The following is a 23,224-nucleotide window of genomic DNA, read 5'->3' as shown; positions in this document are numbered from 1 at the left end:
CTCGACTCAGCGCCGGTCCGCAGGGGGGCTCGGGAGCTCCACGCGCACATGCAGCCCTCCGCCGGGGCGGGCGCTGATGGCCAGCACCCCGTCGTGGGCGCGCACGACGGCCGCGACGATCGCGAGTCCGAGGCCGGCGCCGCGCTCCGCCTCGGCACCGCGTGCGCGTCCGGCGCCGCGGACGAACGGCTCGACGAGTGTGCCGGCCACGGCGGGATCGAGGACCGGCCCGGTGTTGGCGACGACCAGCTCGGCGGCCCGGGCGGTGCGACCCGTCGTCACCGAGACCCAGCCGCCCGGCTCGTTGTGGACGACGGCATTGCGCACGAGGTTCGCGGCGAGCCGCCCGAGTAGAGTGCGGTCGCCCAGCGCGGTCGCCGGCGAGAGCGACGTGTCGATGCGGATGCCGGCGGCCGCGGCATCCGCTGTCTCCTCGTCCACCGCCTCGGCGAGGAGCGACGCGAAGTCCACCGGTTCACGGGTCCAGGGTCCGCCGCGTCCGGCGCGCGCCAGCGCGAGCAGGGCCTCGGTCGTCGCGATCGCGCGGTCGTTGGTGTCGCCGACACGCCGGAGCACCTCGTCGACATCGCGGCCGTCGGGGTCGGCCTGTGCGACCTCGACGATCGTGCGGATGATGGCGTGCGGCGTGCGCAGCTCGTGCGAGGCGTTGGCGGCGAAGCGGCGCTCCTCGTCGAGCGTCTGCTGCACGCGGCCGAGCATCGCGTCGAAGGCGTCGGCGAGCTCGGTCAGCTCGTCGCGCGCGCCGGGCAGGTCGATGCGGTGGTCGAGCGACCCGTCGCGCGCGCGGCGGGCGGCGTCGGTGATGCGGTCGAGCGGCTTGAGCATGCGTCCCGCGAGCAGCCAGCCGCCCACGAGCCCGAATGCGGCGAGCCCGACGAGAGCCCACCACGCGTAGCGCACGAACACCTCGACGAGGTTGGTGCGGTTCGGCGCCCAGCCGCCGCCCACGACGTAGACGTTCCCCTCGGGCACGAAGCGCAGCAGCAGGAAGCCGACGGCGAACAGTGCCGCGCCCGCGACGATCAGGAAGCCGGCGTAGCTCAGCGTGAGCTTCACCCGCACCGACAGCCCGCGCGGACGCCCTGAGCGGGGAGCGGATGCCTCACCCCGCGGCATCCGTCACCCCACTCACCCGGTAGCCGACGCCGGGCACCGTCTCGATCACCCACGGCTCGCCCAGGCGCTTGCGCAGGGTCGAGATCGTGATGCGCACGGCGTTGGTGAAGGGGTCGGCGTTCTCGTCCCATGCGCGCTCGAGGAGGTCCTCGGCGCTGACCACCCCTCCCTGCGCGGTCAGCAGCACCTCCAGAACCGCGAACTGCTTGCGGGTGAGCGAGACGTAGCGCCCGTCGCGGTACACCTCGCGCCGGAACGGGTCGAGCCGCAGAGCACCTAACTCGAGGACCGGGGGAGTGGCCGCGGCCGGCCGTCGACCGAGCGCGCGAAGCCGCAGGACGAGTTCGCGCAGCGCGAAGGGTTTCGTGAGGTAGTCGTCGGCACCGCTCTCGAAGCCGGTCGCCTTGTCGTCCAGCCGGTCGGCCGCGGTCAGCATGAGCACGCGCGGACCCGCCGGCAGGGCCGCCAGGTGGCGGGCGATCTCGTCGCCGTTCGGGCCGGGGATGTCGCGGTCGAGCACGACCACGTCGTACGAGTTGACGGCGAGCAGCTCGAACGCGGTGTCACCGTCGCCCGCCAGGTCGGCGGCGATCGCCTCCAACCGGAGTCCGTCGCGGATGGCCTCGGCGAGGTACAGCTCGTCCTCGACGATCAGCACGCGCATGGCGACCAGCCTAGGTCGCCGCAGATATCGCGGGTGTATGCGAATCCGCGTACGCCGTCGCAACACGCGCCCGCGTGGGATGGTCGCATGTCACTCCTCACCGCATCCCCCGTGCGTCCGCCCGCTCGTCGCGGGCGCGCGTCCTTCGTCGCGACCGGCGTGATCGCTGCCGTGCTGCTCGCCGCTGCTGCCGTGACCGCGGCTTACCTGTGGAGTCCGGCGCAGGCGCTGTCCGCGCCGTTCGTGCCGAGTGCGGCCGCGGGCGAGCTCGCGTCCGCGGCCGCCATCGACGACGACTCGCTGCCCGCGATCGCCCACCTCGACCCGGACCTGCGCGACGCGGTGCGCGGGGCCGCCGCCGTCGCGGCGGCTGACGGGGTGACGTTCCAGATCACCGGCGGGTGGCGGAGCCGGGAGTACCAGCAGTGGCTGCTCGACGACGCCATCACGACGTACGGAAGTGAGGAGATCGCGCGGCAGTTCGTCGCCACCCCTGACCGCTCGCATCACGTGACCGGCCACGCCGTCGATGTCGGCCCACTCGATGCCCAGTTCTGGCTCATCGAGCACGGCGCCGGGTGGGGACTGTGCCAGATCTATGCCAACGAGCGCTGGCACTTCGAGATCGCGACCGACCCCGGCGGCGAATGCCCCGCGCTGCTTCCCGATGCGGAGGGGTGAGGCCGCGCCCGCGTGTTCGGACCGACCACCGCGACGACCACGCCGGCTCAGCGCCCGCGAGGTCGCGCTCAGTTGCCCGCGACGCCGGCTCAGCTGCCCGCGAGGCCGCCGCTCAGCCGGCGGTGGAAGGCGGTGGTCGCCTCGTTCATGCCGACCAGCTCGACGGTGGTGCCGCGCTGGTCGTACTTCGTGACGATCGCGTCCAGGGCGGCGACGGTCGAGGCATCCCACACGTGCGAACGCGTCATGTCGATGACCACATGCGACGGATCGGACGCGTACTCGAACTGCGTCGTCAGGTCGTTGCTCGACGCGAAGAAGAGCTCGCCGTCGACCCGGTAGCGGGCGACGTCGCCGTCGACGGTGCGGCTGACGGTCGTGAAGTGGGCCACGCGGCGAGCGAAGAGCACCATCGCCGCGAGCACGCCGGCGATGACGCCGACCGCGAGGTTGTGCGTCCACACCGTGAGCGCGACGGTCACGACCATCACGAGCGTCTCGCTCAGCGGCATCCGCTTCAGGGTGGAGGGGCGGATGCTGTGCCAGTCGAACGTCGCGACCGACACGGCGATCATCACGGCCACGAGCGCGGCCATCGGGATGATCGCGACGACATCGCCGAGCGCGACCACCAGGACGAGTACGAAGACGCCGGTCATGAACGTCGAGATGCGGGTGCGGGCGCCCGACGCCTTCACCCCGATCATGGTCTGACCGATCATCGCGCAGCCCCCGGTGCCGCCGAAGAACGCGGAGGCCAGGTTCGCCACCCCGAGCCCCCACGCCTCGCGGGTCTTGCGCGAGTGCGTGTCGGTGATGTCGTCCACGAGCTTCGCCGTCATCAGCGACTCGAGCAGGCCGACGAGGGCGACTGCGAACGCGTAGGGCGCGATGATCTGCAGCGTCTCCCACGTCAGGGGCACATTCGGGATCAGCAGCTCCGGCAGGCTGCGCGGCAGCTCGCCCTGATCGCCCACGTCCGGCACGGAGATGCCGAACACCACGACCGCGGCGGTCAGCAGCACCACCGTGACGAGCGGGGCGGGCACCGCGCGGGTGATGCGCGGCCACAGGACGAGGATGCCGAGCCCGACCGCGACGAGCACGTAGACCGCCCACGGCACGTCGATGAGCTGCGGCAGCTGCGACACGAAGATGAGGATCGCGAGCGCGTTGACGAAGCCGACCATGACGCTCCGGGGGATGAAGCGCATGAGCTTCGCGACGCCGAGCACGGCGAGAAGGATCTGCAGGATGCCCGCGAGGATGACGGTTGCGATGAAGTAGTCCATGCCGTACTCGCGCGAGACCGGCGCGATCACGAGGGCCACGGCGCCGGCGGCCGCCGTGATCATCGCCGGCCGGCCGCCCGTGAACGCGATGACGACGGCGAGCACGAAGGACGAGAAGAGGCCGACGCGAGGATCGACGCCCGCGACGACCGAGAAGGCGATGGCCTCGGGGATGAGCGCGATCGCGACGACGAGGCCGGCGAGCAGCTCGCGCGTGAGGATGCGCGGACTGCGCAGCGCCTGCAGCACCGTCGGTTGGATGCGGTAGCGGGACGGGCTGTCGGGCGTGGTGACGGGTGCAGCGGACATGGCTGGGCTCCGGGAATCGGGGGCGGGCGCTCTCCGTTGCGCGCGGGAACCGGGCAGAACCGGCGGGAGGGGCCGCGAGCGCGACGGGGCGAGTCTACCCGCGGGCCCGCGGTCGTATCGCTGCGCTCGGACGTGACTCTCCGCTGAGCGTCCAGGACGCGCCGTCGAGCACGGGTCGGGCGCGGCGTGTGGTGGACACTCAACGAGGGTGCGCCCGGATCGTGCGGCGCCGGGCGGAACGTAGGCTTGTGGCCGTGGCATCCGTCCTGAACATCTCGGCGTATCTGTTCACGCGGATCGACGACCGCGAGGCTCTGCGGCCGACGCTGCGCAGTCGCGCCCAGTCGGCCGGCCTCAAGGGCACGATCGTGCTCGCCGGAGAGGGCATCAATCTCTTCCTCGCAGGTGACCCCGACGCCGTCCGCGGGTTCGTCGACGACTTGCGCGCCGACCCGCGCTTCACGGCGCTGACGACCAAGGAGAGCTGGTCGGATGCCCCGCCGTTCCGACGCATGCTCGTCAAGCTCAAGCGGGAGATCATCCGCATGGATCACCCGGCCATCCGGCCCGAGTCGGGGCGCGCGCCGGCGGTCACGCCCGACACGCTGCGCCGCTGGCTCGACCAGGGGCACGACGACACCGGCCGCGAGGTGGTGCTGCTCGACACGCGCAACGCCTTCGAGGTCGACTACGGCACGTTCGCGGGCGCCGTCGACTGGCGCATAGAGCGCTTCACCGAGTTCCCGGGAGCCGCCGCCGCGCACCGTGGGGATCTTGCGGGCAAGACCGTCGTGAGCTTCTGCACCGGGGGGATCCGCTGCGAGAAGGCGGCGATCCATCTGCGCGAGAACGGCGTCGACGCGCGGCAGCTCGAGGGCGGCATCCTGGGCTACTTCGAGAACGTGGGCGGCGCCCACTGGAACGGCGAGTGCTTCGTCTTCGACGAGCGTGAGGCGCTCACGCCCGACCTGCGTCCGCGAACGACCGCGCCGGCGTCGTGATGCGCGAGGATCGGATGCCGCAGCCGGCGTGGCGCCTGGTCGCCGGCTCTTTCGCGCTCGACGTGATGCTCGTGGTGGCGTTCGCCGTCATCGGGCGTGCGAGCCACGGCGAGGACTGGCTGGTCGGCCTCGGCATCACCGCGTGGCCGTTCCTCGTGGGCCTGGTGGCCGGCTGGCTCATCACGCTCGCGTGGCGCGCCCCGGCGGCTCCGGTGCGCACCGGGCTCGGCGTCTGGGCGACGACGGTCGTCGGAGGGATGCTGCTGCGCGCGGCCTCCGGCCAGGGGACCGCGGTGGCGTTCATCGTGGTCGCCACCCTGACGCTCTGCCTGTTCCTCGTCGGATGGCGGGTGATCGCCGCGCTCGTGGCGCGCTCGCGGTCGCGCCGGCGGGCGACCGCGCGCTGACCCGCCCGCCGACGCGTCCTTCGCGCCGGACGGGGTGACCCGCCCGCCGACGCGTCCTCTGCCCCGGACGGGCAGGCGCCAGGCGCCCGGCGCCAGGTGGCACGTGCCAGGTGGCAGGCGGAAGGGCCGGGCGATATCCCGCCCGGCCCTTCCGCGTGGTCAGATCAGTCGAGCCCGTTCTCGGCGAGCCAGGCCGCCGCGATGTCGTCGGACGACATCTGGTCGACCGTCGACTGAACGTTGAGCGCGACCAGCCCCTCGGGGGTGAGAGCGGCGCTGACGGCGTTGATGACGTCGGCGATCTCGTCGGCGAGGTCGGCACTCACGACCGGCACGACGTTCGACGCCAGGAAGAGGCCCTCGGGGTCTTCGAGCGTGACGAGCTCCTGCGTCTCGATGAGCGGGTCGGCGCTGTACACGTTCGCGACCTGGATGTTGCCGGCGACGAGCTCGTCGACGGTGGTGTCGCCGGTCGCCTGGAACGCGACGGTCACGCCGTAGACCTCCTCGAGGCCGGACGGACCGTAGGGGCGCTCCTCGAGCTCGGGAGCGCCGCCGAGCACGAGGCCGTCGATGCCGGCCAGGTCCGCGATCGAGACGAGGTCGTTCTCCTCGGCGAAGGCCGCGGTCACGTTGTACGAGTCCTGGTCGGTCGCGGACGACTGGTCGAGCACGGTGATGCCCTCGGGCAGCGCCTCCTGCAGCGCGGCGTAGACGTCGTCCGACGTGGTGGCCGTCGTGTCGGGCTCGAAGAACTGCAGCAGATTGCCCGTGTACTCGGGGAACAGGTCGATCGATCCGTCCTCGATCGAAGGCATGTAGGCGTCGCGCTGCCCGATGTTGAAGTTGCGCTCGACCTCGAAGCCCGCGCCCTCGAGCGCCTGCGCATAGATCTCGGCGATGATCTCGTTCGAGTAGTACGCCTGCGAGCCGATGACGATCGGACCCGACGTGCCGGGCTCGTCGGTGGTGCCGTCGTCCCCCGTGAGGGGGTCGCTCGAGGCGCAGCCGGCCAGCGCGAGGGCGGCGATCGCCGTCGCGCTGAGGGCGAGCGCGAGGCGGGTGCGTGCTGTGGACATGTGGAACCTCCGGTTGTGGTGAGGGTCAGGCGGGCGTGCTCGCGACGGTTCGCGTGCGCGTCCCGGGGGATTGCTGAGGGGACTGGAGTCGTGCGGCCACGCCGTGCGGCACGACGAGGCGCTGCACGACGGCGAAGACGCCGTCGAGCGCCAGCGCGAGGGCGATGACGACGATCGAGGCGCCGAGGATCTGCGGGAAGTCCCGCAGCGGGATGCCCTGGATGATGTAGTAGCCGAGGCCGCCGAGGCCCACGTACGCGGCGATCGTCACGGTCGCGACGACCTGGAGGGTGGCGGTGCGGAGACCTCCGATGAGGAGCGGCAGCCCGAGCGGCACCTCGATCTTCCAGAGGATCTGCCAGGGCGTCATGCCCATCGCGCGGCCGGCGTCGATCACCGTGCGGTCGATCGCCTCGAAGCCCGCGTACGCGCCGGCGAGGATGGACGGGATCGCGAGGAGCACGAAGGCCGTGACCGCGGCCTCGGTCTTGAGCGAGACCCCGAGAACCAGGTAGAGCAGCACGATCAGGCCGAGCGACGGCAGTGCGCGGGCGGCGCCCGACAGGAACACCGCGATCTCGCGGCCCCGGCCGGTGTGGCCGATGATCCATCCGGCGGGGATCGCGATGACCGACGCGATGACGACCGACCCGAAGGTGAAGAGCAGATGCTGCATGATCGCGGTCGGCAGCGGCAGTCCGTTCGGCCACTCGGCCGGGGAGAAAATCCAGGCGAACGCCTCGAGGAAGAAGTTCACGCCGTCACCGCCCGCAGAGCGCGCTCGGCGCGGGTAGGCCGGCGCCGGTTCCAGGGCATGAGCAGCCGGCCCGCCACGACGAGCAGCAGGTCGATGAGCACCGCGATGACGACCACGGCCACGACACCGGCGAGCACCTCGGGGATGATGCGGCGCTGCGAGCCGTTCGTGAACAGGTAGCCGAGGTTCTGCACGCCGATGAGGATGCCGACGGTGGCCAGCGAGATGGTCGAGGAGGCCGTCACCCGGAGCCCCGCCAGCAGCACGGGCCCGGCGAGCGGGAAGTCGACCGTCCAGAAGCGCCGCCACGCGCCGAACCCGACGGCGACGGCCGCTTCACGCGTGACCGGGTCGACCGACGCCAGGCCGTCGGTCACCGAGCGCGTCATGATGGCGACCGCGTAGATCGTGAGCGCGACGACGAGGTTGGCCTCGGACAGGAGCGGGATGCCGAACGCGGCGGCGAGGACGGCGAAGAGCCCGAGCGACGGGATCGTGTAGAGCAGGCCGACGGTGGCGAGCGTGGGGCCGCGCACCGCGGTGTAGCGGAACGCCGCCCAGCCGATCGGCACCGAGATGACGAATCCGAGCACGATCGCGATCAGGCTCTGCCGCAGGTGGTCGAGCGACAGGCCCCAGATGAGGTCGATGTTGTCGAGCACCCAGCTCACGAGGCGCCCTCCACCAGCACCCCCTGCGTGCGGCCGGACTCGTCGACCACGACCGTGCCGCGCGGCGTCTCCTTGCGGCGCAGTGCCCTGGCGCCTTTCTCCGCCCCGATGAAGCTGGCCACGAAGTCGTCCGCCGGGTTCTCGATGATCTCGTCGGGGGTGCCGACCTGGGCGATGTGGGCACCCTCCTGCAGGATGACGACCTGATCGCCGAGCAGGAACGCCTCGTCGATATCGTGCGTCACGAACACGATCGTCTTGTCGAGCTCGCGCTGCAGCCGTAGCGTCTCTGCCTGCAGCTCTTTGCGCACGATCGGGTCGACCGCGCCGAACGGCTCGTCCATCAGCAGGATGTTCGGATCGACGGCGAGGCCGCGGGCCACGCCGACGCGCTGCTGCTGCCCGCCCGACAGCTGGCTCGGGTAGCGCTCCGCCAGAGTGCGGTCGAGGCCGACGACATCCATCAGCTCGAGCGCGCGCTCGTGCGCCGTCTTGCGCGGGACGCCGCTGAGCACGGGCACCGTCGCGATGTTGTCGATCACCGTGAAGTGGGGGAGGAGGCCCGCGTTCTGCAGCACGTAGCCGATGCCGCGCCGCAGCTTCACCGGGTCGCGGCCCGAGATCGGCTCGTCGTCGATGGCGATCACGCCGCTCGTCGGCTCGACGAGGCGGTTGATCATGCGCAGCAGCGTGGTCTTGCCGCACCCCGAGGATCCGACCAGCACGGTCGTCTTGTGCGCGGGCATGACGAGGCTGAAGTCGTCGACCGCCAGAGTGCCGTCGGCGAACCGCTTCGACACGGACCGGAACTCGATCGCCATGCTGTCCTTTCCGCGGGTTTCCCAGCCAACCACAGGTCTGCGACATCGGGGGCGGAACCCGCGAAGCGTGATCCGGCCGTTGTCCTCCGGTGTGTTCGGCGCCGAACGGGCGGCGGATGGGTGCCACCCGCGCATTCCGCGGACCCGGCCCGGTCGAGGCAGGGCGCCGCTAGCGTGGGCGCATGACCACTCGGGAGTTCGATCTGATCGTCATCGGTGCCGGACCCGTCGGCGAGAACGTCGCCGATCGTGCGAAGCAGGGCGGCCTCTCGGTCGTCGTCGTCGAGAGCGAGCTGGTGGGCGGGGAGTGCTCGTATTGGGCGTGCATGCCGTCGAAGACCCTGCTGCGCAGCGGGGCGGCTCTCCGCGCCGCGCGCGACGTCGACGGCGCGAAGCAGGCCGTCACCGGCGGCGTCGACGTCGCCGCGGCACTGCGTCGACGCGATGCGATCGTCTACGACTGGAACGACGCATCGCAGGTCGAGTGGCTGCAGAGCGCCGGCATCGAGCTGGTCCGTGGCCGTGGCCGCCTCACCGGCGAGCGCGCCGTGACGGTGGAAGCCGCCGATGGGACCACCGCCGACCTCGTCGCCACGCATGCCGTGGTCGTCTCGACCGGTTCGGCGGCGGTGCTCCCCGACATCCCGGGACTGGTGGATGCCGCGCCCTGGACCAGCCGTGACGCGACGGGCGTGCGCGACGTCCCCCCGTCGCTGGCGATCCTCGGCGGCGGCGTCGTGGGCAGTGAGATGGCGACCCTCTTCACATCGTTCGGCACGCAGGTCACCGTCATCGCCCGCTCGGGGCTGCTCGGCGGCATGGAGCCGTTCGCCGGCGAGGCCGTCGCTGCCGCCCTGCGCGAGGCCGGAGCCGACGTGCGCACCGGTGTCGAGGTCGACCGCGTCGCCCGCACCGACGGCGGAGACGTGGTTCTGAGCCTGTCGGACGGCTCGGAGGTGAGAGCGGCCGAGCTGCTGGTCGCCACCGGCCGGGTGCCGCGAACGGATGACATCGGCCTCGAGACGGTCGGCCTCGCCCCGGGCGAGTGGCTCGACGTCGACGACACGCTCCGCGTGCGCGGCGTCGACTGGCTCTACGGCGTCGGAGATGTCAATCACCGGGCCCTGCTCACACACCAGGGCAAGTACCAGGGCCGTGCCGCGGGGGACGTGATCGCCGCCCGCGCGCTCGGGCGCCACATCGACGATGCTCCCTGGGGAGCGCACGTCGCCACCGCCGACCACGACGCGGTTCCGCAGGTGACCTTCACCGACCCGGAGGTGGCGTCGGTCGGGCACACCGAGGCCTCCGCGCGGAGGGCAGGGCTCGGCATCCGGGTCGTCGACTACGACCTGTCGTGGATCTCCGGCGCGAGCACCCACGCCGACCACTATCGCGGCCGGGCGCGCGCCGTGATCGACACCGACCGCCACGTTCTCGTGGGCGCGACGTTCGTCGGCCCGGATGTCGCCGAGCTGCTCCACTCCGCCACGATCGCGATCGTGGGGGAGGTCCCGTTGCACCGCCTGTGGCACGCGGTCCCGTCGTATCCGACGGTGAGCGAGGTGTGGCTCCGCTGGCTCGAGGAGTACCGTCGCGACACTCAGGGCGCGGGGTAAGGCTGCTCGGCCAGCACCTTCGCGAGGTGCGCCGCGTGCCGCGCGAGCGTCTGGGTGGTGCTCGCGACCTTCTCGGGCGTCTCCGGGAGGTCCTTGTAGTCGGTCGTGTGCATCGCCTCGCCGTTCCAGTAGACGCCGCCCTGTGACGGGATGCTGAAGCCGACGTCGCCGAGGCCCTGATAGGCGTCCGCGATGATGGCGTGGGCTCCGTCCTCGTTGCCGACGACGGCCACGACCGCCACCTTGCCCGCCAGGATGGGCCTGCCCTCGTCATCCGTCTCCGACAGCTCCGCGTCGAGTCGCTCGAGGACCCGCTGCGCGACGCTCGACATGTGGCCCATCCAGGTCGGTGTCGCGAAGACCAGGATGTCGGCCGCCATGACCTTCTCACGGATGGCGGGCCATTCGTCGCCGTCGCCCATATCGGCCTCGACGCCGGGCTTGACGTCGAAGTCCACGACGCGGACGATCTCGCCCTCGACGCCGTGGGGCGCGAGGGCGTCGAGCACCTGCTGGGCGAGGAGGTCGCCGCTGGACTCCGAGGGAGAGGGCTTGAGTGTGCAGTTGAGCGCGAGCGCATGAAGCATGATGGTCCCTTCGTCGATCCGGGCAGGCTACGGGGGCCGCCCGCAGCTGCGTCAGGGTCTTGACGTTCTCCGATCGCGCCCCTACCCCCGCGGGCGCGCTTACGCTGGGGCGATGAGCCGTCATCCTGTTCCCGACCCCGTCGCGCCAGGCCAGGAGTCGGTGTGGGACTACCCGCGTCCTCCTCGGGTCGAGCAGGTCGACGCGCGCGTCGTGATCCGGCTGGGCGGCGAGGTGATCGTCGACACCGATGACGTGGTGCGCGTGCTCGAGACCAGCCACCCGCCCGTCTACTACCTGCCGATCGCGGCGTTCGCCGAGGGCGCGCTCGTGCCGGCGAGCGGCGGGTCGTTCTGCGAGTTCAAAGGCGGCGCGCGCTACTTCGATGTGCGGGGAGGGGATGCCGCGGCCCAGCGCGCCGCCTGGAACTACCCCGATCCGTCGCCGGGCTTCGATCTTCTCGCCGATCGCGTCGCGGTGTACGCCCGGCCGATGGACGCGTGCGAGGTCGACGGCGAGCTCGTCGAGCCGCAGCCGGGTGGGTTCTACGGCGGCTGGATCACCTCGACGGTGGCGGGACCCTTCAAGGGCGTGCCGGGGTCGATGGGCTGGTGACCGGGTCAGTGCCGACCGCTAGCCTGGTCGCGCCATGAAGACCGACCTCAAGAGAGAGCTCGCCGCCTACTCCGCCCGGCGGGGCGTGTTCGACGTCGTCGACCTGCCGCCGCTGCGTTACCTGATGATCGACGGCCACGGCGATCCGAACGCGCAGGCCTACGCCGATGCGGTGTCGACGCTCTTCCCCGTCGCCTACAAGCTCAAGTTCATGAGCAAGAGGGAACTCGACCGCGACTACGTCGTGATGCCGCTCGAGGCGCTGTGGTGGTCCGACGACATGACGACGTTCACGTCCGATCGCGACAAGTCGCGCTGGGACTGGACCGCGATGATCCTCGTTCCCGACTGGACGCCCGCCGATCACTTCGAGCGCGCCCTCGCGGCGGCTACCGGCGCCCCCGCGCTCGATCGGCTCCGGCTCGAGACGCTCGACGAAGGGCGCTGCGTGCAGACCCTCCACCTCGGCCCCTTCGACGAGGAGGGGCCGGTGCTGGCGCGCCTGCACGACGAGGTCATCCCTTCCCGGGGGCTGCGCATGACGGGCCGTCACCACGAGATCTATCTGAGCGACATCCGCCGCACCGACCCCGCGAAGCTCCGCACGATCCTGCGGCAGCCCGTGACCGATGCGGTGGGCGACGCGTGACGACGCGCCTCCTGCTCGTCTCCGACACGCACATCCCGGGCCGGGCGCGTCGGCTGCCCGATGCGCTCCTGCGCGCGGCGGATGCCGCCGACCTCGTCATCCACGCCGGCGACTGGGTCGCGGCATCCGTTCTCGACGATCTCGAGCAGCACGGCGAGGTGCTCGGCGTCTTCGGCAACAACGACGGGCCCGACCTCCGGGCGCGGCTGCCCGAGGTCGCCCGTCGGGACATCGAGGGCGTGCGGTTCGCGGTCGTGCACGAGACAGGCGATGCCCGGCGTCGTGAAGCGCGCATGGACGACACGTACCCCGACGCCGACGTGCTGGTGTTCGGGCACAGCCACATCCCCTGGGACACCGCGACGCCGCGCGGCCTGCGGTTGCTCAACCCGGGCTCGCCGACCGACCGTCGCCGCCAGCCCCACCCCACGATGATGACGGTCGTGGTGGACTCCGGCGCCCTGCGCGAGGTGGAGCTCGTCGTGCTCTGAGCGGGCGTCAGGTCTGGCTCTGAGCACGCTCGGTCCTCGCGGTCTGGCCGCTCGGCGGTCGCACGCACGAAGTCGCCGTGCGCTTGCGGTCGAACCGCGCCATCGTGCGGGCCGATGGAGCGGGGCGGCGCGATTCGGCGCGGCTCGGCGCGGTCGAGCGGCGGGGGTGGGATGCCTCGACCGCGCGACTCTGCGACGCGGGAGCAGGTCGGGCGACCATCAGGCGCGGTTGAACTGCGCGGCGGCGGCTAGTGGCGCTCGGCGGTTGCCCGCACGAAGTCGCCGTGCGCGATCTCCGGCCCGAGTCCCTGGGTGCGGTTCCACACCAGCACGAGCGCGTCGTGCTCGCCCGCGTCGGTCGCGACCGGCAGCCAGCGGGCGTCGTAGCCGTAGAGCAGTTCCTCGTCGACGATCACCCGGTTGACCGCGTCGCCCGGCTGCAGCGAGAGCAGCTCGCCGCGCACGAGCCCGTCGGCGTCGTCGTCGAGCACGAGCACGGGCCATTCGCCGCCGGCATCCCAGAACAGGCGCCCGCGCAGCGTGGCCGGACGTGATCTGATGACGTGCGCGCTGATCGCCTCCCACAGCGCCATCCCCGGTCGCAGGCTGCCGTAGACGAAGAGCGGCACGGCGGGCGGCGGGAAGGTCACGGCATCCACCGTAGTCAGATGAGCGGATGCCGCGCCCTGCGCGATCCGTCGCGCGCCGCGTCGCAATCCGTCCGGGTCGCCGCCCCGAACAAGCACGTCGGGGACGTCCCCGGGGATCGGGGATGACCCCGGGGAGGAGTGGCCATGCCGGACCGACGCCGTGCCGCGGGATTCATGGCGCTGAGCGCGCTCGCCGGTGTCGTGAGCGCGGGGGTCTTCCTGGCCGTCGCCGAGGTCGTGGCGCTCCTGGTCGCACGCGAGAGCAGCCCGATCCTGGCGGTCGGCTCATTCGTGATCGACGTCGTGCCGCAGCCGCTCAAGGAGCTCGCCATCTCGACGTTCGGCGCGTACGACAAGATCGCGCTTCTCGTCGGGCTGGGGCTCGCCGTCGTCATCGCCTCCGCTGTCGCCGGTGTGCTGCAGTTCCTCCGCCCGCCCCTCGGGGTGGTCGCGCTCGGCCTCGCGGCCGTACTGTCGACCGCTGCCATCGTCACGCGGCAGGGAGCGTCCGCCTGGGCCTGGCTGCCGCCGCTGCTCGGCGCGGGTGCGGGAGCTGCCGTGCTGGTGCTCGCCGTGGGACGCCTGCGTCGCTGGGCGGACGCGCGGGCGGACGCGCAGGCGGACGCGCAGGCGGACGCGCAGGCGACGGCGGCGGCGCACGGGCAGCTCGACTCGACCGAAAACGCGCGGGCGAGGGCGGCGGCGCACGGGCAGCTCGACTCGACCGAAGACGCGCGGCCGGAGGGCGAGGCCGCGGCGACCCGCTCTCCGCAGCTCGACCGCCGGCGCTTCTTCCAGATCGTCGGCGTGGCCGGAGCCGGCGCGCTGGTCGTCGGGATCGCGGCACGCGCGACGAACGTCGCCGTCACGTCCATCGCGTCCGTCCGCAGGGCGCTGCGACTGCCCGAGCCTCGGACGAAGGTGACCGTCCCCGAGGGTGCGGAGTTCGACATCCCCGGCCTTTCGCCTCTGTACACGCCGAACGCCGACTTCTACCGCGTCGACACCGCGCTGACGGTTCCCGCGCTCGATCCTGCGACGTGGCGCCTGCGGGTGGGTGGTCTCGTCGACGAGCCCGTCGAGCTGAGCTTCGACGACCTCGTCGCCATGGGCCTAGACGAGTACTCGATCACGCTGACGTGCGTCTCGAACGAGGTCGGCGGTGATCTGCTCGGGACGGCGAAGTGGCTCGGAGTGCCGGTGCGGGACGTGCTGGCGCTCGCCGGTCCGCGCGCCGGGGCCGACATGGTGCTGTCGCGCAGTGTCGACGGGTTCACCGCGAGCACCCCGCTCGAGGCGCTGACCGACGAGGGTCGCGACGCGATCCTCGCGGTCGGGATGAACGGCGAAGCCCTGCCGCTCGAGCACGGCTTCCCGGTGCGCATGGTCGTGCCGGGGCTCTACGGCTACGTGTCGGCGACGAAGTGGCTGACCGAGCTGAAGGTCACGACCTTCACCGCGGACGAGGCGTACTGGACGCCCCGCGGCTACAGCGCCCGAGCGCCGATCAAGTTCTCGTCGCGCCTCGACACTCCGCGCACCGGGCAACCCGTGGCCGCCGGCACGGTTGTGCTCGCCGGTGTCGCCTGGGCGCAGACCGTGGGCATCGAGCGCGTCGAGGTCAGGATCGACGACGGCGAGTGGCAGCAGGCGACGCTTTCATCGGCCGTCAACGACGACACCTGGGTGCAGTGGTTCCTCGAGTGGGACGCCGCGCCCGGCAACCACGACGTCGTGGTCCGCGCCGTCGATCGCGCCGGGCAGCTGCAGATCGAGGAGCGTGCCGCCATCGCACCTGATGGGTCGTCCGGCTGGCAGCGCACCCTCGTGCGCGTCGAGTAGCGAAGCGGATGCCGCCGCCCGGCGTGTCAGACGGAGAAGCCGTCGAGCAGGCGGAACATCAGCACGCTGAGCAGCAGCGACGACGCGACGAGGGCGACGATCGCGAGCGTCTTGCCTGTCGGGCGCTGGATCGCGATGACGAGCGCCGCGATCGCCACCACGAACGCCACCGTCACGAGGAGTCTGGTGGCGACCGCGAGCATGGCGACAGCCGACGGGTCGAGGCTGCCGGTGAGCCAGGAGCCGGCCGCCAGTGCGAGCGCGGTCAGCACGACCAACAGCATGGCGGCGGTGGAGGTGCCGTTCCGCGGCGACGAAGGATGGCCCGAGAAGGTCACCGCCGACGCCGGTACGTGCGCGTATGCCGTCGGGGTGCGGACGACGACGGGATCGAGCGGCTTCGCCAGGTCTGTCCATCGCACGCCGTCCCACCAGCGGGTGCGTCCCGTCTCGATGTCGTACAGCCAGCCAGGCGGCGGAACCTGCTCGCCGAAGTCGCGGTCGCTCATCGTCTCCCCAGTACGAATGATCATGATCTCCCCAGTGCGAATGATCATGGCGGTTCCCCAACCGCTCTGAACGGGAGACTAGCGGATGCCGTCGACGCGGCACCACCCGAGATCGCGACACCGCGGCTCGGTGCTCACCATCCGCTCCGGGTGGGCGTGTGGCCCTTCCTCGCGTCGTCGGGCATCTCCATCTCGGCGCGCACGCCGAGCAGTCGCAGCGGGCGACCGGGCTCGATGCGCTCGACGAGCCCGAGCACCTCGGCCACCACGGTCTCTCGGTCGAACGTCGCAGGGATCTTGTGCACGAACGTCTTGGTGAGGAACGGCGCGTAGCGCACCTTCAGGCCCACACCCACGACGGCGCGGCCCTCGGCGACGACGTCTTCGAGCACCTGCGCCGCCAGTTCGCGGGCGGCGTCCTCGATCTCGGCGGGCTCGACGATATTCTGCTGGAACGTGGTCTCGCGGCCATGGCCGCGCGCCACCCACGGCGAGTCGTCGACCACGGCGGAGCCGTCACCGCGTCCGAGCTGCCGGTACCACGGCCCCATCTTGGGGCCGAACTCCGCGGCGAGCACGGTTTCATCGGCGCGTGCGAGGTCGTCGACCGTGAGGATGCCGTGCGCCGCGAGCCGTTTGGAGATCTTGCTGCCGACGCCCCAGAGTTCGATCGTGGGGCGCGGGCCCATCACCTCCAGCCAGTTGTCTGCGGTGAGGCGGAAGGTTCCACGCGGCTTGCCGAAGTCGGTGGCGTTCTTGGCGCGCACGAGGGTGTCGCCGATGCCGACGCTGCAGTGCAGTGACGTGCGCGCGAGCACGGCGCGCTGGACGTCCTGCGCGTACGCCTCGGGGTCGTCGGTCGTGATGCCGACGAAGGCTTCGTCCCAGCCGAGCACCTGCACGACGGCGCCGGGCCGCTCACGCAGGGTGGCCATGACCTCGTCGGATGCCGCGATGTAGGCCGGCGCGTCGACGGGAAGGATGATCGCGTCGGGGACCTTGCGGGCGGCGATGCGCAGCGGCATGCCGGAGCCCACTCCGAACTCGCGCGCCTCATAGGACGCAGTGGAGACCACGGCGCGCTCGGAGGGATCGCCTCGGCCGCCGACGATGACCGGCTTGCCGGCGAGCTCGGGTCGCCGCAGCACCTCGACCGCAGCGATGAACTGGTCGAGGTCGACGTGCAGCACCCACGGGCGGTGCGGGTCGCTCATGCGCTCCAGTGTGGCGCGCACGTGCGACGTTCGGCGAGCCCCGATGTCGATCGGGCCCGCCTGGTCGGCCGGGACGCGTTTCGCGCGCCCCGGCGGACCGGTGGGATCAGAGCGGGCGGATGTTGGCGGCCTGCATGCCCTTGGGGCCGCGCTCCGCCTCGAACTCGACCTTCTGGTCTTCGCGGAGCTCCTTGTAGCCCTCGCCGGCGATCGCGCTGAAGTGCGCGAACAGGTCGGCGCCGCCGTCATCGGGAGCGATGAAGCCGAAGCCCTTTTCGGAGTTGAACCATTTCACGGTGCCAGTGGCCATCGTGTCTTTCCTTCTATTCTGCGGGCCGCCAGAGGCGACCGGTGTGCCGCGCCAACGTGTTCGGTGCGGACGTAGGGGTGGTGGGTCGCTCCCGACCGAAGCGGGGAGCAAGTGATGAGGCGAGCGCTGGGTGCTCGCGAACGGGGAGGCCATCGGACGACGAGGTCGGTCCGGGCGTCAGGCTGTTGCTGCTGCGCAGTGAGGCAGAGTGGAAAACGACGCATGACCCGAGTGGGCGTCTCACCCTAGCATGGCAATTCTCCCCGAGTCTGACGGTCGCCCCTCGGGCGTCCGTCGAATCAGCGCCGGGGCTGGCTTCATCGCACTCAGCGATATATCGTTGACTATCGCCGGTATGTCGGTGACGCCATTCCAAGGAGGTCGTCATGAGCGATTCGTTCACGGGAGATTGGTTCGGTCCGCGCGACCGCGGCGAGGGCGGATCCCGCCCGGGCGGTGGCCTGTTCGATGCGATGGACCAGCTGCGTGAGATGTTCGAGCAGCGCGTCGGTCCGCGCATGGGGCGCGGCGATGTCCGCACGGCGGTGCTCGCCGTGCTCTCCGAGCGCCCGATGCACGGCTACCAGATCATCTACGAGATCGAGGAGCGCAGCGGCGGCACCTGGAAGCCCAGCCCGGGCTCGGTGTACCCGACGCTGCAGCTGCTCGCCGATGAGGGTCTCATCACCGCCGAGGAAGCGAACGGCAAGAAGACGTACTCGCTGACCGAGGCGGGCCGCGCCGAGGCGGCGGCGGCCGAGGGCACCTCACCGCCGTGGGAGAGTTCGAGCCGGCGGGATGCCGCGCGCGCGACCGTGCTGCCGAAGGCCGGGGCGAAGCTCGCGCAGGCCGCAGCTCAGGTGGCGACGAGCGGATCGCCCGAGCAGGTGCAGCAGGCCGTCGAAGTGCTCGACGAGGCCCGGCGTAAGCTCTACTCCATCCTCGCCCAGGACTGACCGGATGCCGACCGACCGTCGGCCCGGATCGATCCCGATTCAGGGAGCACCGATGGCCGACGCCGGCAGTTCGCGCGCCCGCTACCGGCGCATCCTGCGGTTCGCCGCCCGCTACATGGTGCAGGCCTGGTGGTTCGAGCTGTTCCTGCCCCGGATCGGCCTCTCGCGCCTCGCCGCCCGCGGCCGAGCTGCCCGGCTGCAGCGGCTCGCCCGTCGCTTTCACGCCCTCGCGGTGTCGCTCGGCGGCCTCATGATCAAGGTCGGCCAGTTCATGTCGTCGCGCCTCGACGTGCTGCCCCCGGAGATCACGAAAGAACTCGAGGGGCTGCAGGACGAGGTGCCGCCCGTCGACTTCGCCGCGATCCGCGCCCTCGCCGAGGCGGAGCTGGGTGCTCCGCTCGAGTCCGTGTTCGCGTCGGTCGACCCGGTGCCGGTGGCTGCGGCATCCCTGGGTCAAGCGCACCGCGGGCGGCTGTCGCCCGCCGATGCGGCCGACGCGGGGTTCGTCGACGTCGTGGTCAAGGTGCAGCGCCCCGGCATCGAGAAGATCGTCGATGTCGACCTGGCGGCGCTGCGGCGGGTCGCGGGCTGGCTCGACCGCGTGAAGGTGGTCGCCGCGCACGTCGATCTGCCGGTGCTCATCGAGGAGTTCGCGGCGACGAGCCTGGAGGAGATCGACTACTTCCATGAGTCGCGCAACGCCGCCCGGTTCGCCGAGAACTTCGCCGACGACCCGCGGGTCCGCGTCCCGGAGATCGCGTGGGAGCGAACCACACGGCGAGTGCTGACGCTCGAAGACGTCACGGCCGTGAAGATCATCGACCTCGACGGCCTTCGTGCTGCCGGCATCGATCCCGCCGAGGTCGCGTCCGAGTTCGCGACCGTCATGTTCGACCAGCTCTTCCGCGACGGCTACTTCCATGCCGATCCTCACCCGGGCAACCTCTTCGTCACCCCGACACCCGACGGCGGGCGGCCGTGGCGGCTCACCTTCGTCGACTTCGGGATGATGGGCGAGGTGCCCGACCGGCTGAGGCGCGACCTGCAGGCTGTGATGATCGCCGTGGCGTCGCGCAACGGCAAGCAGCTGATCGACAGCATCCGCGATGTCGGCGTGCTGCTGCCGTCCGCCGACACGGCGGAACTCGAACGGGCGATGACGGCGCTGTTCGCCCGGTTCGGCGGAATGGGCTTCGCCGAGCTGCAGAAGGTGGATCCGCGCGAGTTCCAGGCCTTCGCCACGGAGTTCGGCGACGTCATCCGCTCGCTCCCGTTCCAGCTTCCCGAGAACTTCCTGCTGATCGTGCGCGCCGTATCGCTCACCTCGGGGGTGTGCAGCTCGCTCGAGCCGGACTTCAACATGTGGGATGCCGTCGAGCCCTACGCCGCGCAACTGGTGCGCGACGAGCGCGGAAACGTGGTGCAGGGCTTCGCGCGCGAGGCGGTCACGGTGGCGGGCATCGCCGCGCGGCTCCCTCGGCGGCTGGACGACATGGTGACACGACTGGAGGAGGGGCGGCTGACGGCGGACTCGCCGAAGGCGGAGCAGCGGATGCGCGCCCTGGAGCGCGTGGTGCGCCGCGCCGTGTCCGCCGTGCTCTTCGCCGGTCTCTTCATCGGCGGCGCAGTCCTGCGTCCCGACGAGCCGGTCGCGGGCACGACGCTGATGGTCGTCTCGGCGCTGCCGCTGCTGCACGCGGTGTTCTCGGGCTTCGGGCGGCGCTAGAAGTCCGGGTCCATCGGGGCGGTGAACAGCCCCTCGATGTCGAGCGTCAGGTCGATGGTCTCGCGTAGCAATCCACCCGCAGTGGTCGATTGCAGGAGGCGGTAGCGATCGAAGTCGCCCAGGGGCGCGATGGCCGCCAGCTGCCATGCCGATTCGATCGGGTCGTCGGAGAGCTCGACGTCGGGCTGCCATCGGGTGTCCCCTCGCTCCGCCGCACGCCCGAGGACGCGTCGGACGACGCGCTCCGCCTCGGTGCGAAGCGGAGCGAGCTCGTCGTTCCACGTCAGCCGGGGGAGGGGAGTGACATCGGCGGCGGGGTGCGGATCCTCGTCCAGCCAGCGGTCGACGGCGAACCGATCCGCTCCGACGGCGATGAGGTGAAGGTCGTCCGCGCCGACCTGGACCTGGGCGATCCGCGCCATTGTCCCGATCCTGTTGCGCTGGTCGCCGCCGCCGGCTTCGTGGCCACGCGCGATGAGGACCACGCCGAAGTGGGGGTCTTCCTCGTCGAGCAGCCGGCCGAGCATGACGAGGTAGCGCGGCTCGAAGATGCGCAGCACCAGCGGCGTGTGCGGGAAGAGCACCGAGCCGAGCGGGAACATCGGAACCGCGTCCATCGCAACAGTCAACCACCGCCCGGAAGGGCAGGGGCGGGGAGCGCGATCGTGGTCGGCGGCTCAGCGGTAGCGGTAGTGGTCCGAGACGGTGTTGATCCAGGTCGCGAAGCGGCCGGCCGCCGACTCCTGTCCGGCCGGGACGGTCGCGAGCCAGACCTCGCCGGCGACCTGGACGACGAGGTACAGCGCGGTGGGTGCGACGGCGCGCTTCAGCAGCCGGGGCGTGATGGGGCCGAACGGGCCGATCAGCGCGCGCGCGGTGGCCGGGGCCACGAGAGTGCCGCGCTTGAGCAGCTCAGCGCCGGAGACGCACGCGGCGCTCGCGCCCGCGACCGGCTGACTCGACGCGCCGAAGTGCATCCAGCGCCCGTCGACCGTGACGCCCGCCAGCGTCTCCTCCTCGCCGCTGAATCGCGCGGCATCCGTCCAGCGCGTGCCGTCCCACCAGCGCAGACGGCCGCGGCCGTCGTCGTACCAGCCCGGAGCGGACGCGGTGCTCACGGGCGGTGTCGCGTCGGTGTGCAGCTCGATGTCGCGCTCGCCCAGATCGATGAAGTGCGCGGTCCAGCGCGTGCCGTCCCACCAGCGCTGTCTGCCCGTGCCGTCGTCGTACCAGCCCGGCTCCGCCTGCGTCGCCATGCGTCGAGCGTACGGCGGCGGCGGATCAGGTGCGAGGCCGGGGACCGCGTCAGCGGGCTGCCGCGGATCCGGCGCCGCGCGTCGCCGCCACTTCGGCGAGGTACGCGGTTGTGAGCTCGTCGAGCACCGAGCGCGCTCCGGGCTTCGGAGTGGCGCCCAGGTGCCGCACGCGCAGCTCGTCCATGAACGCATCCCACATCTCGCTGCCGCCGCGCTCGAGCAGCTCGGCGCGGATGGACAGCTCGCGCGACGCCGGGCGGTGACGGCGGCCCCACGAGCCGAGGGCCGCCATGACCGGGACGAGCTGGATCGCGGGCTCGGTCAGCGAGTACACGACCTTCTGCTTGTGGGTCGGGTCGGGCGCGCGCGTCACGAGGCCGGCGTCGGTGAGGCGCTGCAGCCGGTCCGCGAGGATGTTCGACGCGATGCCCTCCTCCGAGCCGGTGAGCAGCTCGCGGAAGTGCCGACGGTTGCCGAACATCATGTCGCGCAGCACGAGCAGCGACCACTTGTCGCCGATCACCTCCACCGTGAGGTTGATCGGGCATCCGGAGCGCTGCGTGTCGGCCATACTGCTTGCATTCTACAACCAGACCAGGCTAAGGTGATGCACCAGTTGCAGATCGCAATCAGTTGGAGGTCGTCATGCAGCCAGTCATCGGCACCATGTCCATCTCGCTCGACGGCGTCGGCGCCGGGCGCAATCAGACCGAGGACCGCCCGTTCGGCGATGTCCCGGTCGGTGTCCTGCACCGCTGGATGTTCGAGGCGCCTGAAGAGAGCCGCCCCGAGATCGACCTCATCCTCGGTGCCGGGGCGTACGTGATGGGCCGCAACATGTTCGGCCCCGTCCGCGGTGAGTGGGATCGCGACTGGCGCGGGTGGTGGGGTCCGAATCCGCCGTACCACACCCCCGTCTTCGTGCTCACGCACCACCCACATGACCCCATCGAGATGGAGGGCGGCACCACGTTCCACTTCGTCACCGACGGGATCCACGCCGCGCTCGACCGTGCCCGCGACGCGGCCGGCGACCTGCCCGTCCACATCGCCGGCGGGGTCAGCACGCTCAACGCGTATCTGCGCGCCGGGCTCGTCGATGAGCTCCGGCTGCAGATCGCGCCATGCATCCTCGGCGAGGGCCTCCGCCCGTTCGAAGGACTGAGCGATCTCGCGCTCGAGCCGATCGCGGCCAGGGGAGTCCCACTCGCGACGCACGTGCGCTATCGGGTGCTGCGGTCGGGCCTCGAGGGCTGACGCCGGATGGTGAAGACAGCGGATGCCGCGACCCGTGGGGCCGCGGCATCCGCTGTTCTTCGCTCTTTACGCCGTCGCGTCAGCGCGCTTGGGCAGCACCCACCCGGCGCGCGGGAAGTGGCACGTGTACCCGTTCGGGTAAGTGATCAGGTAGTCCTGGTGCTCGGGCTCGGCCTCCCAGAACGGGCCTGCGGGCTCGATCGTCGTGACCGCCTTGCCGGGCCAGAGACCCGACGCGTCGACGTCGGCGATCGTCTCGCGCGCGACGTGCTCCTGCTCGGGCGAGAGGGGGAAGATCGCCGAACGGTAGCTCGTGCCGATGTCGTTGCCCTGACGGTTCAGCGTCGACGGGTCGTGGATCTGGAAGAAGAACGCCAGGATGTCGCGGTACGTCGTCTCGGTCGGGTCGAAGACGATCTCGACCGCCTCGGCGTGACCGGGGTGCTTGCGGTAGGTCGCGTGGTCGTTCTCCCCGCCGGTGTAGCCGACGCGCGTGTCGAGAACGCCCGGCTGGCGGCGGATGAGGTCCTCCATGCCCCAGAAACAGCCGCCGGCGAGGACGGCGGTCTCGGTGCCCGGGGTGCGCGTGATCTCTCCGGTGTCGAAAGGTCCGCTGGTCATGTGAAGCTCCTTCGTGGAGTGGTTCGTGGCCCGGAGACCAGTGTCTCAGGGATCCGACGGACGCGGCTGGCTGCGGCGTCATAGAGGGACAACGGGCGGGCGGTC

Annotated in this window: 27 protein-coding genes; 11 read left to right on the top strand and 16 right to left on the bottom strand. The window is 71.3% G+C overall.

Translation table 11 applies throughout. The features are described from left to right. Nucleotides 1-6: 6 nt before the first annotated feature. Together ACFC1W_RS02360 and ACFC1W_RS02355 are read right to left on the bottom strand one after the other, a co-directional pair. Nucleotides 7-1,137, bottom strand: coding sequence for a sensor histidine kinase (locus ACFC1W_RS02360; protein WP_375988174.1), 1,131 nt, complete (start codon nucleotides 1,135-1,137; stop codon nucleotides 7-9). Further along, a complete protein-coding gene (locus ACFC1W_RS02355; protein ID WP_375988171.1) occupies nucleotides 1,124-1,801 on the bottom strand; it encodes a response regulator transcription factor in 678 nt (225 codons plus the stop codon). The genes ACFC1W_RS02360 and ACFC1W_RS02355 overlap by 14 nt, the downstream gene beginning before the upstream one ends. Nucleotides 1,802-1,888: 87 nt before the next feature. Here ACFC1W_RS02355 and ACFC1W_RS02350 point away from each other — a divergent pair, with 87 nt between their 5' ends. After that, nucleotides 1,889-2,482 carry a M15 family metallopeptidase gene (locus tag ACFC1W_RS02350; RefSeq protein WP_375988168.1) on the top strand — a complete coding sequence of 198 codons (594 nt, stop codon included), beginning with the start codon at nucleotides 1,889-1,891 and terminating at the stop codon, nucleotides 2,480-2,482. 89 nt (nucleotides 2,483-2,571) lie between these two features. On the opposite strand, the gene ACFC1W_RS02345 is transcribed toward ACFC1W_RS02350, so the two are convergent. Then, entirely contained in the window at nucleotides 2,572-4,083 is a 1,512-nt protein-coding gene (locus ACFC1W_RS02345) for a SulP family inorganic anion transporter (protein ID WP_375988165.1), read from the bottom strand. A gap of 254 nt (nucleotides 4,084-4,337) precedes the next feature. Here ACFC1W_RS02345 and ACFC1W_RS02340 point away from each other — a divergent pair, with 254 nt between their 5' ends. Together ACFC1W_RS02340 and ACFC1W_RS02335 are read left to right on the top strand one after the other, a co-directional pair. Further along, nucleotides 4,338-5,084 carry a sulfurtransferase gene (locus tag ACFC1W_RS02340; protein ID WP_375988162.1) on the top strand — a complete coding sequence of 249 codons (747 nt, stop codon included), beginning with the start codon at nucleotides 4,338-4,340 and terminating at the stop codon, nucleotides 5,082-5,084. A gap of 14 nt (nucleotides 5,085-5,098) precedes the next feature. Continuing rightward, nucleotides 5,099-5,491: a DUF3054 domain-containing protein gene (locus ACFC1W_RS02335; RefSeq protein WP_375988159.1), complete on the top strand. Its 393-nt coding sequence runs from the start codon at nucleotides 5,099-5,101 to the stop codon at nucleotides 5,489-5,491. 164 nt (nucleotides 5,492-5,655) lie between these two features. Here ACFC1W_RS02335 and ACFC1W_RS02330 read toward each other — a convergent pair whose 3' ends face one another. The 4 genes from ACFC1W_RS02330 to ACFC1W_RS02315 are packed head-to-tail and all read right to left on the bottom strand — an operon-like array spanning nucleotide 5,656 to nucleotide 8,819. Then, nucleotides 5,656-6,570, bottom strand: coding sequence for an ABC transporter substrate-binding protein (locus ACFC1W_RS02330; protein ID WP_375988156.1), 915 nt, complete (start codon nucleotides 6,568-6,570; stop codon nucleotides 5,656-5,658). A 25-nt stretch (nucleotides 6,571-6,595) separates the two neighbouring features. Next, the gene (locus ACFC1W_RS02325; protein ID WP_375988153.1) at nucleotides 6,596-7,327 is read right to left on the bottom strand and encodes an ABC transporter permease; all 732 of its coding nucleotides are present in this window, start codon (nucleotides 7,325-7,327) and stop codon (nucleotides 6,596-6,598) included. Then, nucleotides 7,324-7,998, bottom strand: a complete 675-nt coding sequence (locus ACFC1W_RS02320) for an ABC transporter permease (protein WP_375988150.1) — start codon at nucleotides 7,996-7,998, stop codon at nucleotides 7,324-7,326. The genes ACFC1W_RS02325 and ACFC1W_RS02320 overlap by 4 nt, the downstream gene beginning before the upstream one ends. After that, the gene (locus ACFC1W_RS02315; RefSeq protein ID WP_375988147.1) at nucleotides 7,995-8,819 is read right to left on the bottom strand and encodes an ABC transporter ATP-binding protein; all 825 of its coding nucleotides are present in this window, start codon (nucleotides 8,817-8,819) and stop codon (nucleotides 7,995-7,997) included. Before ACFC1W_RS02315 ends, ACFC1W_RS02320 begins: the two co-directional genes overlap by 4 nt. 182 nt (nucleotides 8,820-9,001) lie before the next feature. Between ACFC1W_RS02315 and ACFC1W_RS02310 the strand changes: the two genes are divergently transcribed. Next, a complete protein-coding gene (locus ACFC1W_RS02310) occupies nucleotides 9,002-10,438 on the top strand; it encodes a dihydrolipoyl dehydrogenase family protein (RefSeq protein WP_375988144.1) in 1,437 nt (478 codons plus the stop codon). On the opposite strand, the gene ACFC1W_RS02305 is transcribed toward ACFC1W_RS02310, so the two are convergent. Continuing rightward, nucleotides 10,423-11,025 carry a flavodoxin family protein gene (locus tag ACFC1W_RS02305; RefSeq protein WP_375988141.1) on the bottom strand — a complete coding sequence of 201 codons (603 nt, stop codon included), beginning with the start codon at nucleotides 11,023-11,025 and terminating at the stop codon, nucleotides 10,423-10,425. The genes ACFC1W_RS02310 and ACFC1W_RS02305 overlap by 16 nt on opposite strands. A gap of 112 nt (nucleotides 11,026-11,137) precedes the next feature. On the opposite strand from ACFC1W_RS02305, the gene ACFC1W_RS02300 reads away from it, so the two are divergent. From ACFC1W_RS02300 to ACFC1W_RS02290, 3 genes are read left to right on the top strand one after another with little or no spacing between them, the layout of a single operon-like run. Beyond that, on the top strand, nucleotides 11,138-11,638 hold the full coding sequence (locus ACFC1W_RS02300; protein WP_375988138.1) for a DUF427 domain-containing protein: 501 nt from the start codon (nucleotides 11,138-11,140) through the stop codon (nucleotides 11,636-11,638). 34 nt (nucleotides 11,639-11,672) lie between these two features. Then, nucleotides 11,673-12,287, top strand: a complete 615-nt coding sequence (locus tag ACFC1W_RS02295) for a GyrI-like domain-containing protein (protein WP_375988135.1) — start codon at nucleotides 11,673-11,675, stop codon at nucleotides 12,285-12,287. Continuing rightward, nucleotides 12,284-12,778: a metallophosphoesterase family protein gene (locus tag ACFC1W_RS02290; protein ID WP_375988132.1), complete on the top strand. Its 495-nt coding sequence runs from the start codon at nucleotides 12,284-12,286 to the stop codon at nucleotides 12,776-12,778. The genes ACFC1W_RS02295 and ACFC1W_RS02290 overlap by 4 nt, the downstream gene beginning before the upstream one ends. Nucleotides 12,779-13,026: 248 nt before the next feature. Here the strand turns inward: ACFC1W_RS02290 and ACFC1W_RS02285 are convergent, their stop codons facing one another. After that, entirely contained in the window at nucleotides 13,027-13,428 is a 402-nt protein-coding gene (locus ACFC1W_RS02285) for a gamma-glutamylcyclotransferase (protein ID WP_375988129.1), read from the bottom strand. Between the two features lie 144 nt (nucleotides 13,429-13,572). Here ACFC1W_RS02285 and ACFC1W_RS02280 point away from each other — a divergent pair, with 144 nt between their 5' ends. Continuing rightward, on the top strand, nucleotides 13,573-15,270 hold the full coding sequence (locus ACFC1W_RS02280) for a molybdopterin-dependent oxidoreductase (RefSeq protein ID WP_375988126.1): 1,698 nt from the start codon (nucleotides 13,573-13,575) through the stop codon (nucleotides 15,268-15,270). Between the two features lie 26 nt (nucleotides 15,271-15,296). On the opposite strand, the gene ACFC1W_RS02275 is transcribed toward ACFC1W_RS02280, so the two are convergent. The 3 genes from ACFC1W_RS02275 to ACFC1W_RS02265 all read right to left on the bottom strand — a co-directional run bounded on the left by ACFC1W_RS02275 (nucleotide 15,297) and on the right by ACFC1W_RS02265 (nucleotide 17,303). After that, on the bottom strand, nucleotides 15,297-15,827 hold the full coding sequence (locus tag ACFC1W_RS02275; protein ID WP_375988123.1) for a hypothetical protein: 531 nt from the start codon (nucleotides 15,825-15,827) through the stop codon (nucleotides 15,297-15,299). A gap of 86 nt (nucleotides 15,828-15,913) precedes the next feature. Continuing rightward, entirely contained in the window at nucleotides 15,914-16,993 is a 1,080-nt protein-coding gene (locus ACFC1W_RS02270) for a DNA polymerase IV (RefSeq protein ID WP_375988120.1), read from the bottom strand. Nucleotides 16,994-17,099: 106 nt separating this feature from the next. Continuing rightward, entirely contained in the window at nucleotides 17,100-17,303 is a 204-nt protein-coding gene (locus tag ACFC1W_RS02265; protein WP_241111028.1) for a cold-shock protein, read from the bottom strand. 386 nt (nucleotides 17,304-17,689) lie between these two features. Between ACFC1W_RS02265 and ACFC1W_RS02260 the strand changes: the two genes are divergently transcribed. Both ACFC1W_RS02260 and ACFC1W_RS02255 read left to right on the top strand, forming a co-directional pair. Then, nucleotides 17,690-18,259 carry a PadR family transcriptional regulator gene (locus ACFC1W_RS02260; RefSeq protein ID WP_375988116.1) on the top strand — a complete coding sequence of 190 codons (570 nt, stop codon included), beginning with the start codon at nucleotides 17,690-17,692 and terminating at the stop codon, nucleotides 18,257-18,259. Between the two features lie 52 nt (nucleotides 18,260-18,311). Next, on the top strand, nucleotides 18,312-19,985 hold the full coding sequence (locus ACFC1W_RS02255; protein ID WP_375988113.1) for an ABC1 kinase family protein: 1,674 nt from the start codon (nucleotides 18,312-18,314) through the stop codon (nucleotides 19,983-19,985). On the opposite strand, the gene ACFC1W_RS02250 is transcribed toward ACFC1W_RS02255, so the two are convergent. From ACFC1W_RS02250 to ACFC1W_RS02240, 3 genes are read right to left on the bottom strand one after another with little or no spacing between them, the layout of a single operon-like run. After that, complete coding sequence (locus ACFC1W_RS02250; RefSeq protein WP_375988110.1) at nucleotides 19,982-20,602, bottom strand: LON peptidase substrate-binding domain-containing protein; 621 nt, start codon at nucleotides 20,600-20,602, stop codon at nucleotides 19,982-19,984. The two genes, ACFC1W_RS02255 and ACFC1W_RS02250, sit on opposite strands and share 4 nt — an antisense overlap. Nucleotides 20,603-20,662: 60 nt before the next feature. Continuing rightward, nucleotides 20,663-21,241, bottom strand: a complete 579-nt coding sequence (locus tag ACFC1W_RS02245) for a DUF2510 domain-containing protein (protein WP_375988107.1) — start codon at nucleotides 21,239-21,241, stop codon at nucleotides 20,663-20,665. Nucleotides 21,242-21,290: 49 nt separating this feature from the next. Then, the gene (locus ACFC1W_RS02240) at nucleotides 21,291-21,812 is read right to left on the bottom strand and encodes a winged helix-turn-helix transcriptional regulator (protein ID WP_375988104.1); all 522 of its coding nucleotides are present in this window, start codon (nucleotides 21,810-21,812) and stop codon (nucleotides 21,291-21,293) included. A 74-nt stretch (nucleotides 21,813-21,886) separates the two neighbouring features. Between ACFC1W_RS02240 and ACFC1W_RS02235 the strand changes: the two genes are divergently transcribed. Then, nucleotides 21,887-22,498, top strand: coding sequence for a dihydrofolate reductase family protein (locus ACFC1W_RS02235; protein WP_375988101.1), 612 nt, complete (start codon nucleotides 21,887-21,889; stop codon nucleotides 22,496-22,498). Between the two features lie 66 nt (nucleotides 22,499-22,564). Here ACFC1W_RS02235 and msrA read toward each other — a convergent pair whose 3' ends face one another. Further along, nucleotides 22,565-23,119, bottom strand: a complete 555-nt coding sequence (gene msrA, locus ACFC1W_RS02230; protein WP_375988098.1) for a peptide-methionine (S)-S-oxide reductase MsrA — start codon at nucleotides 23,117-23,119, stop codon at nucleotides 22,565-22,567. Nucleotides 23,120-23,224 lie beyond the last annotated feature (105 nt).

It is taken from the genome of Microbacterium sp. NPDC056003, from assembly GCF_042274785.1.
In the GTDB taxonomy this organism is placed as follows: domain Bacteria; phylum Actinomycetota; class Actinomycetes; order Actinomycetales; family Microbacteriaceae; genus Microbacterium.
The sequence above is the reverse complement of the archived record's forward strand: the minus strand, read 5'-3'. Positions and strand labels throughout refer to the sequence as shown.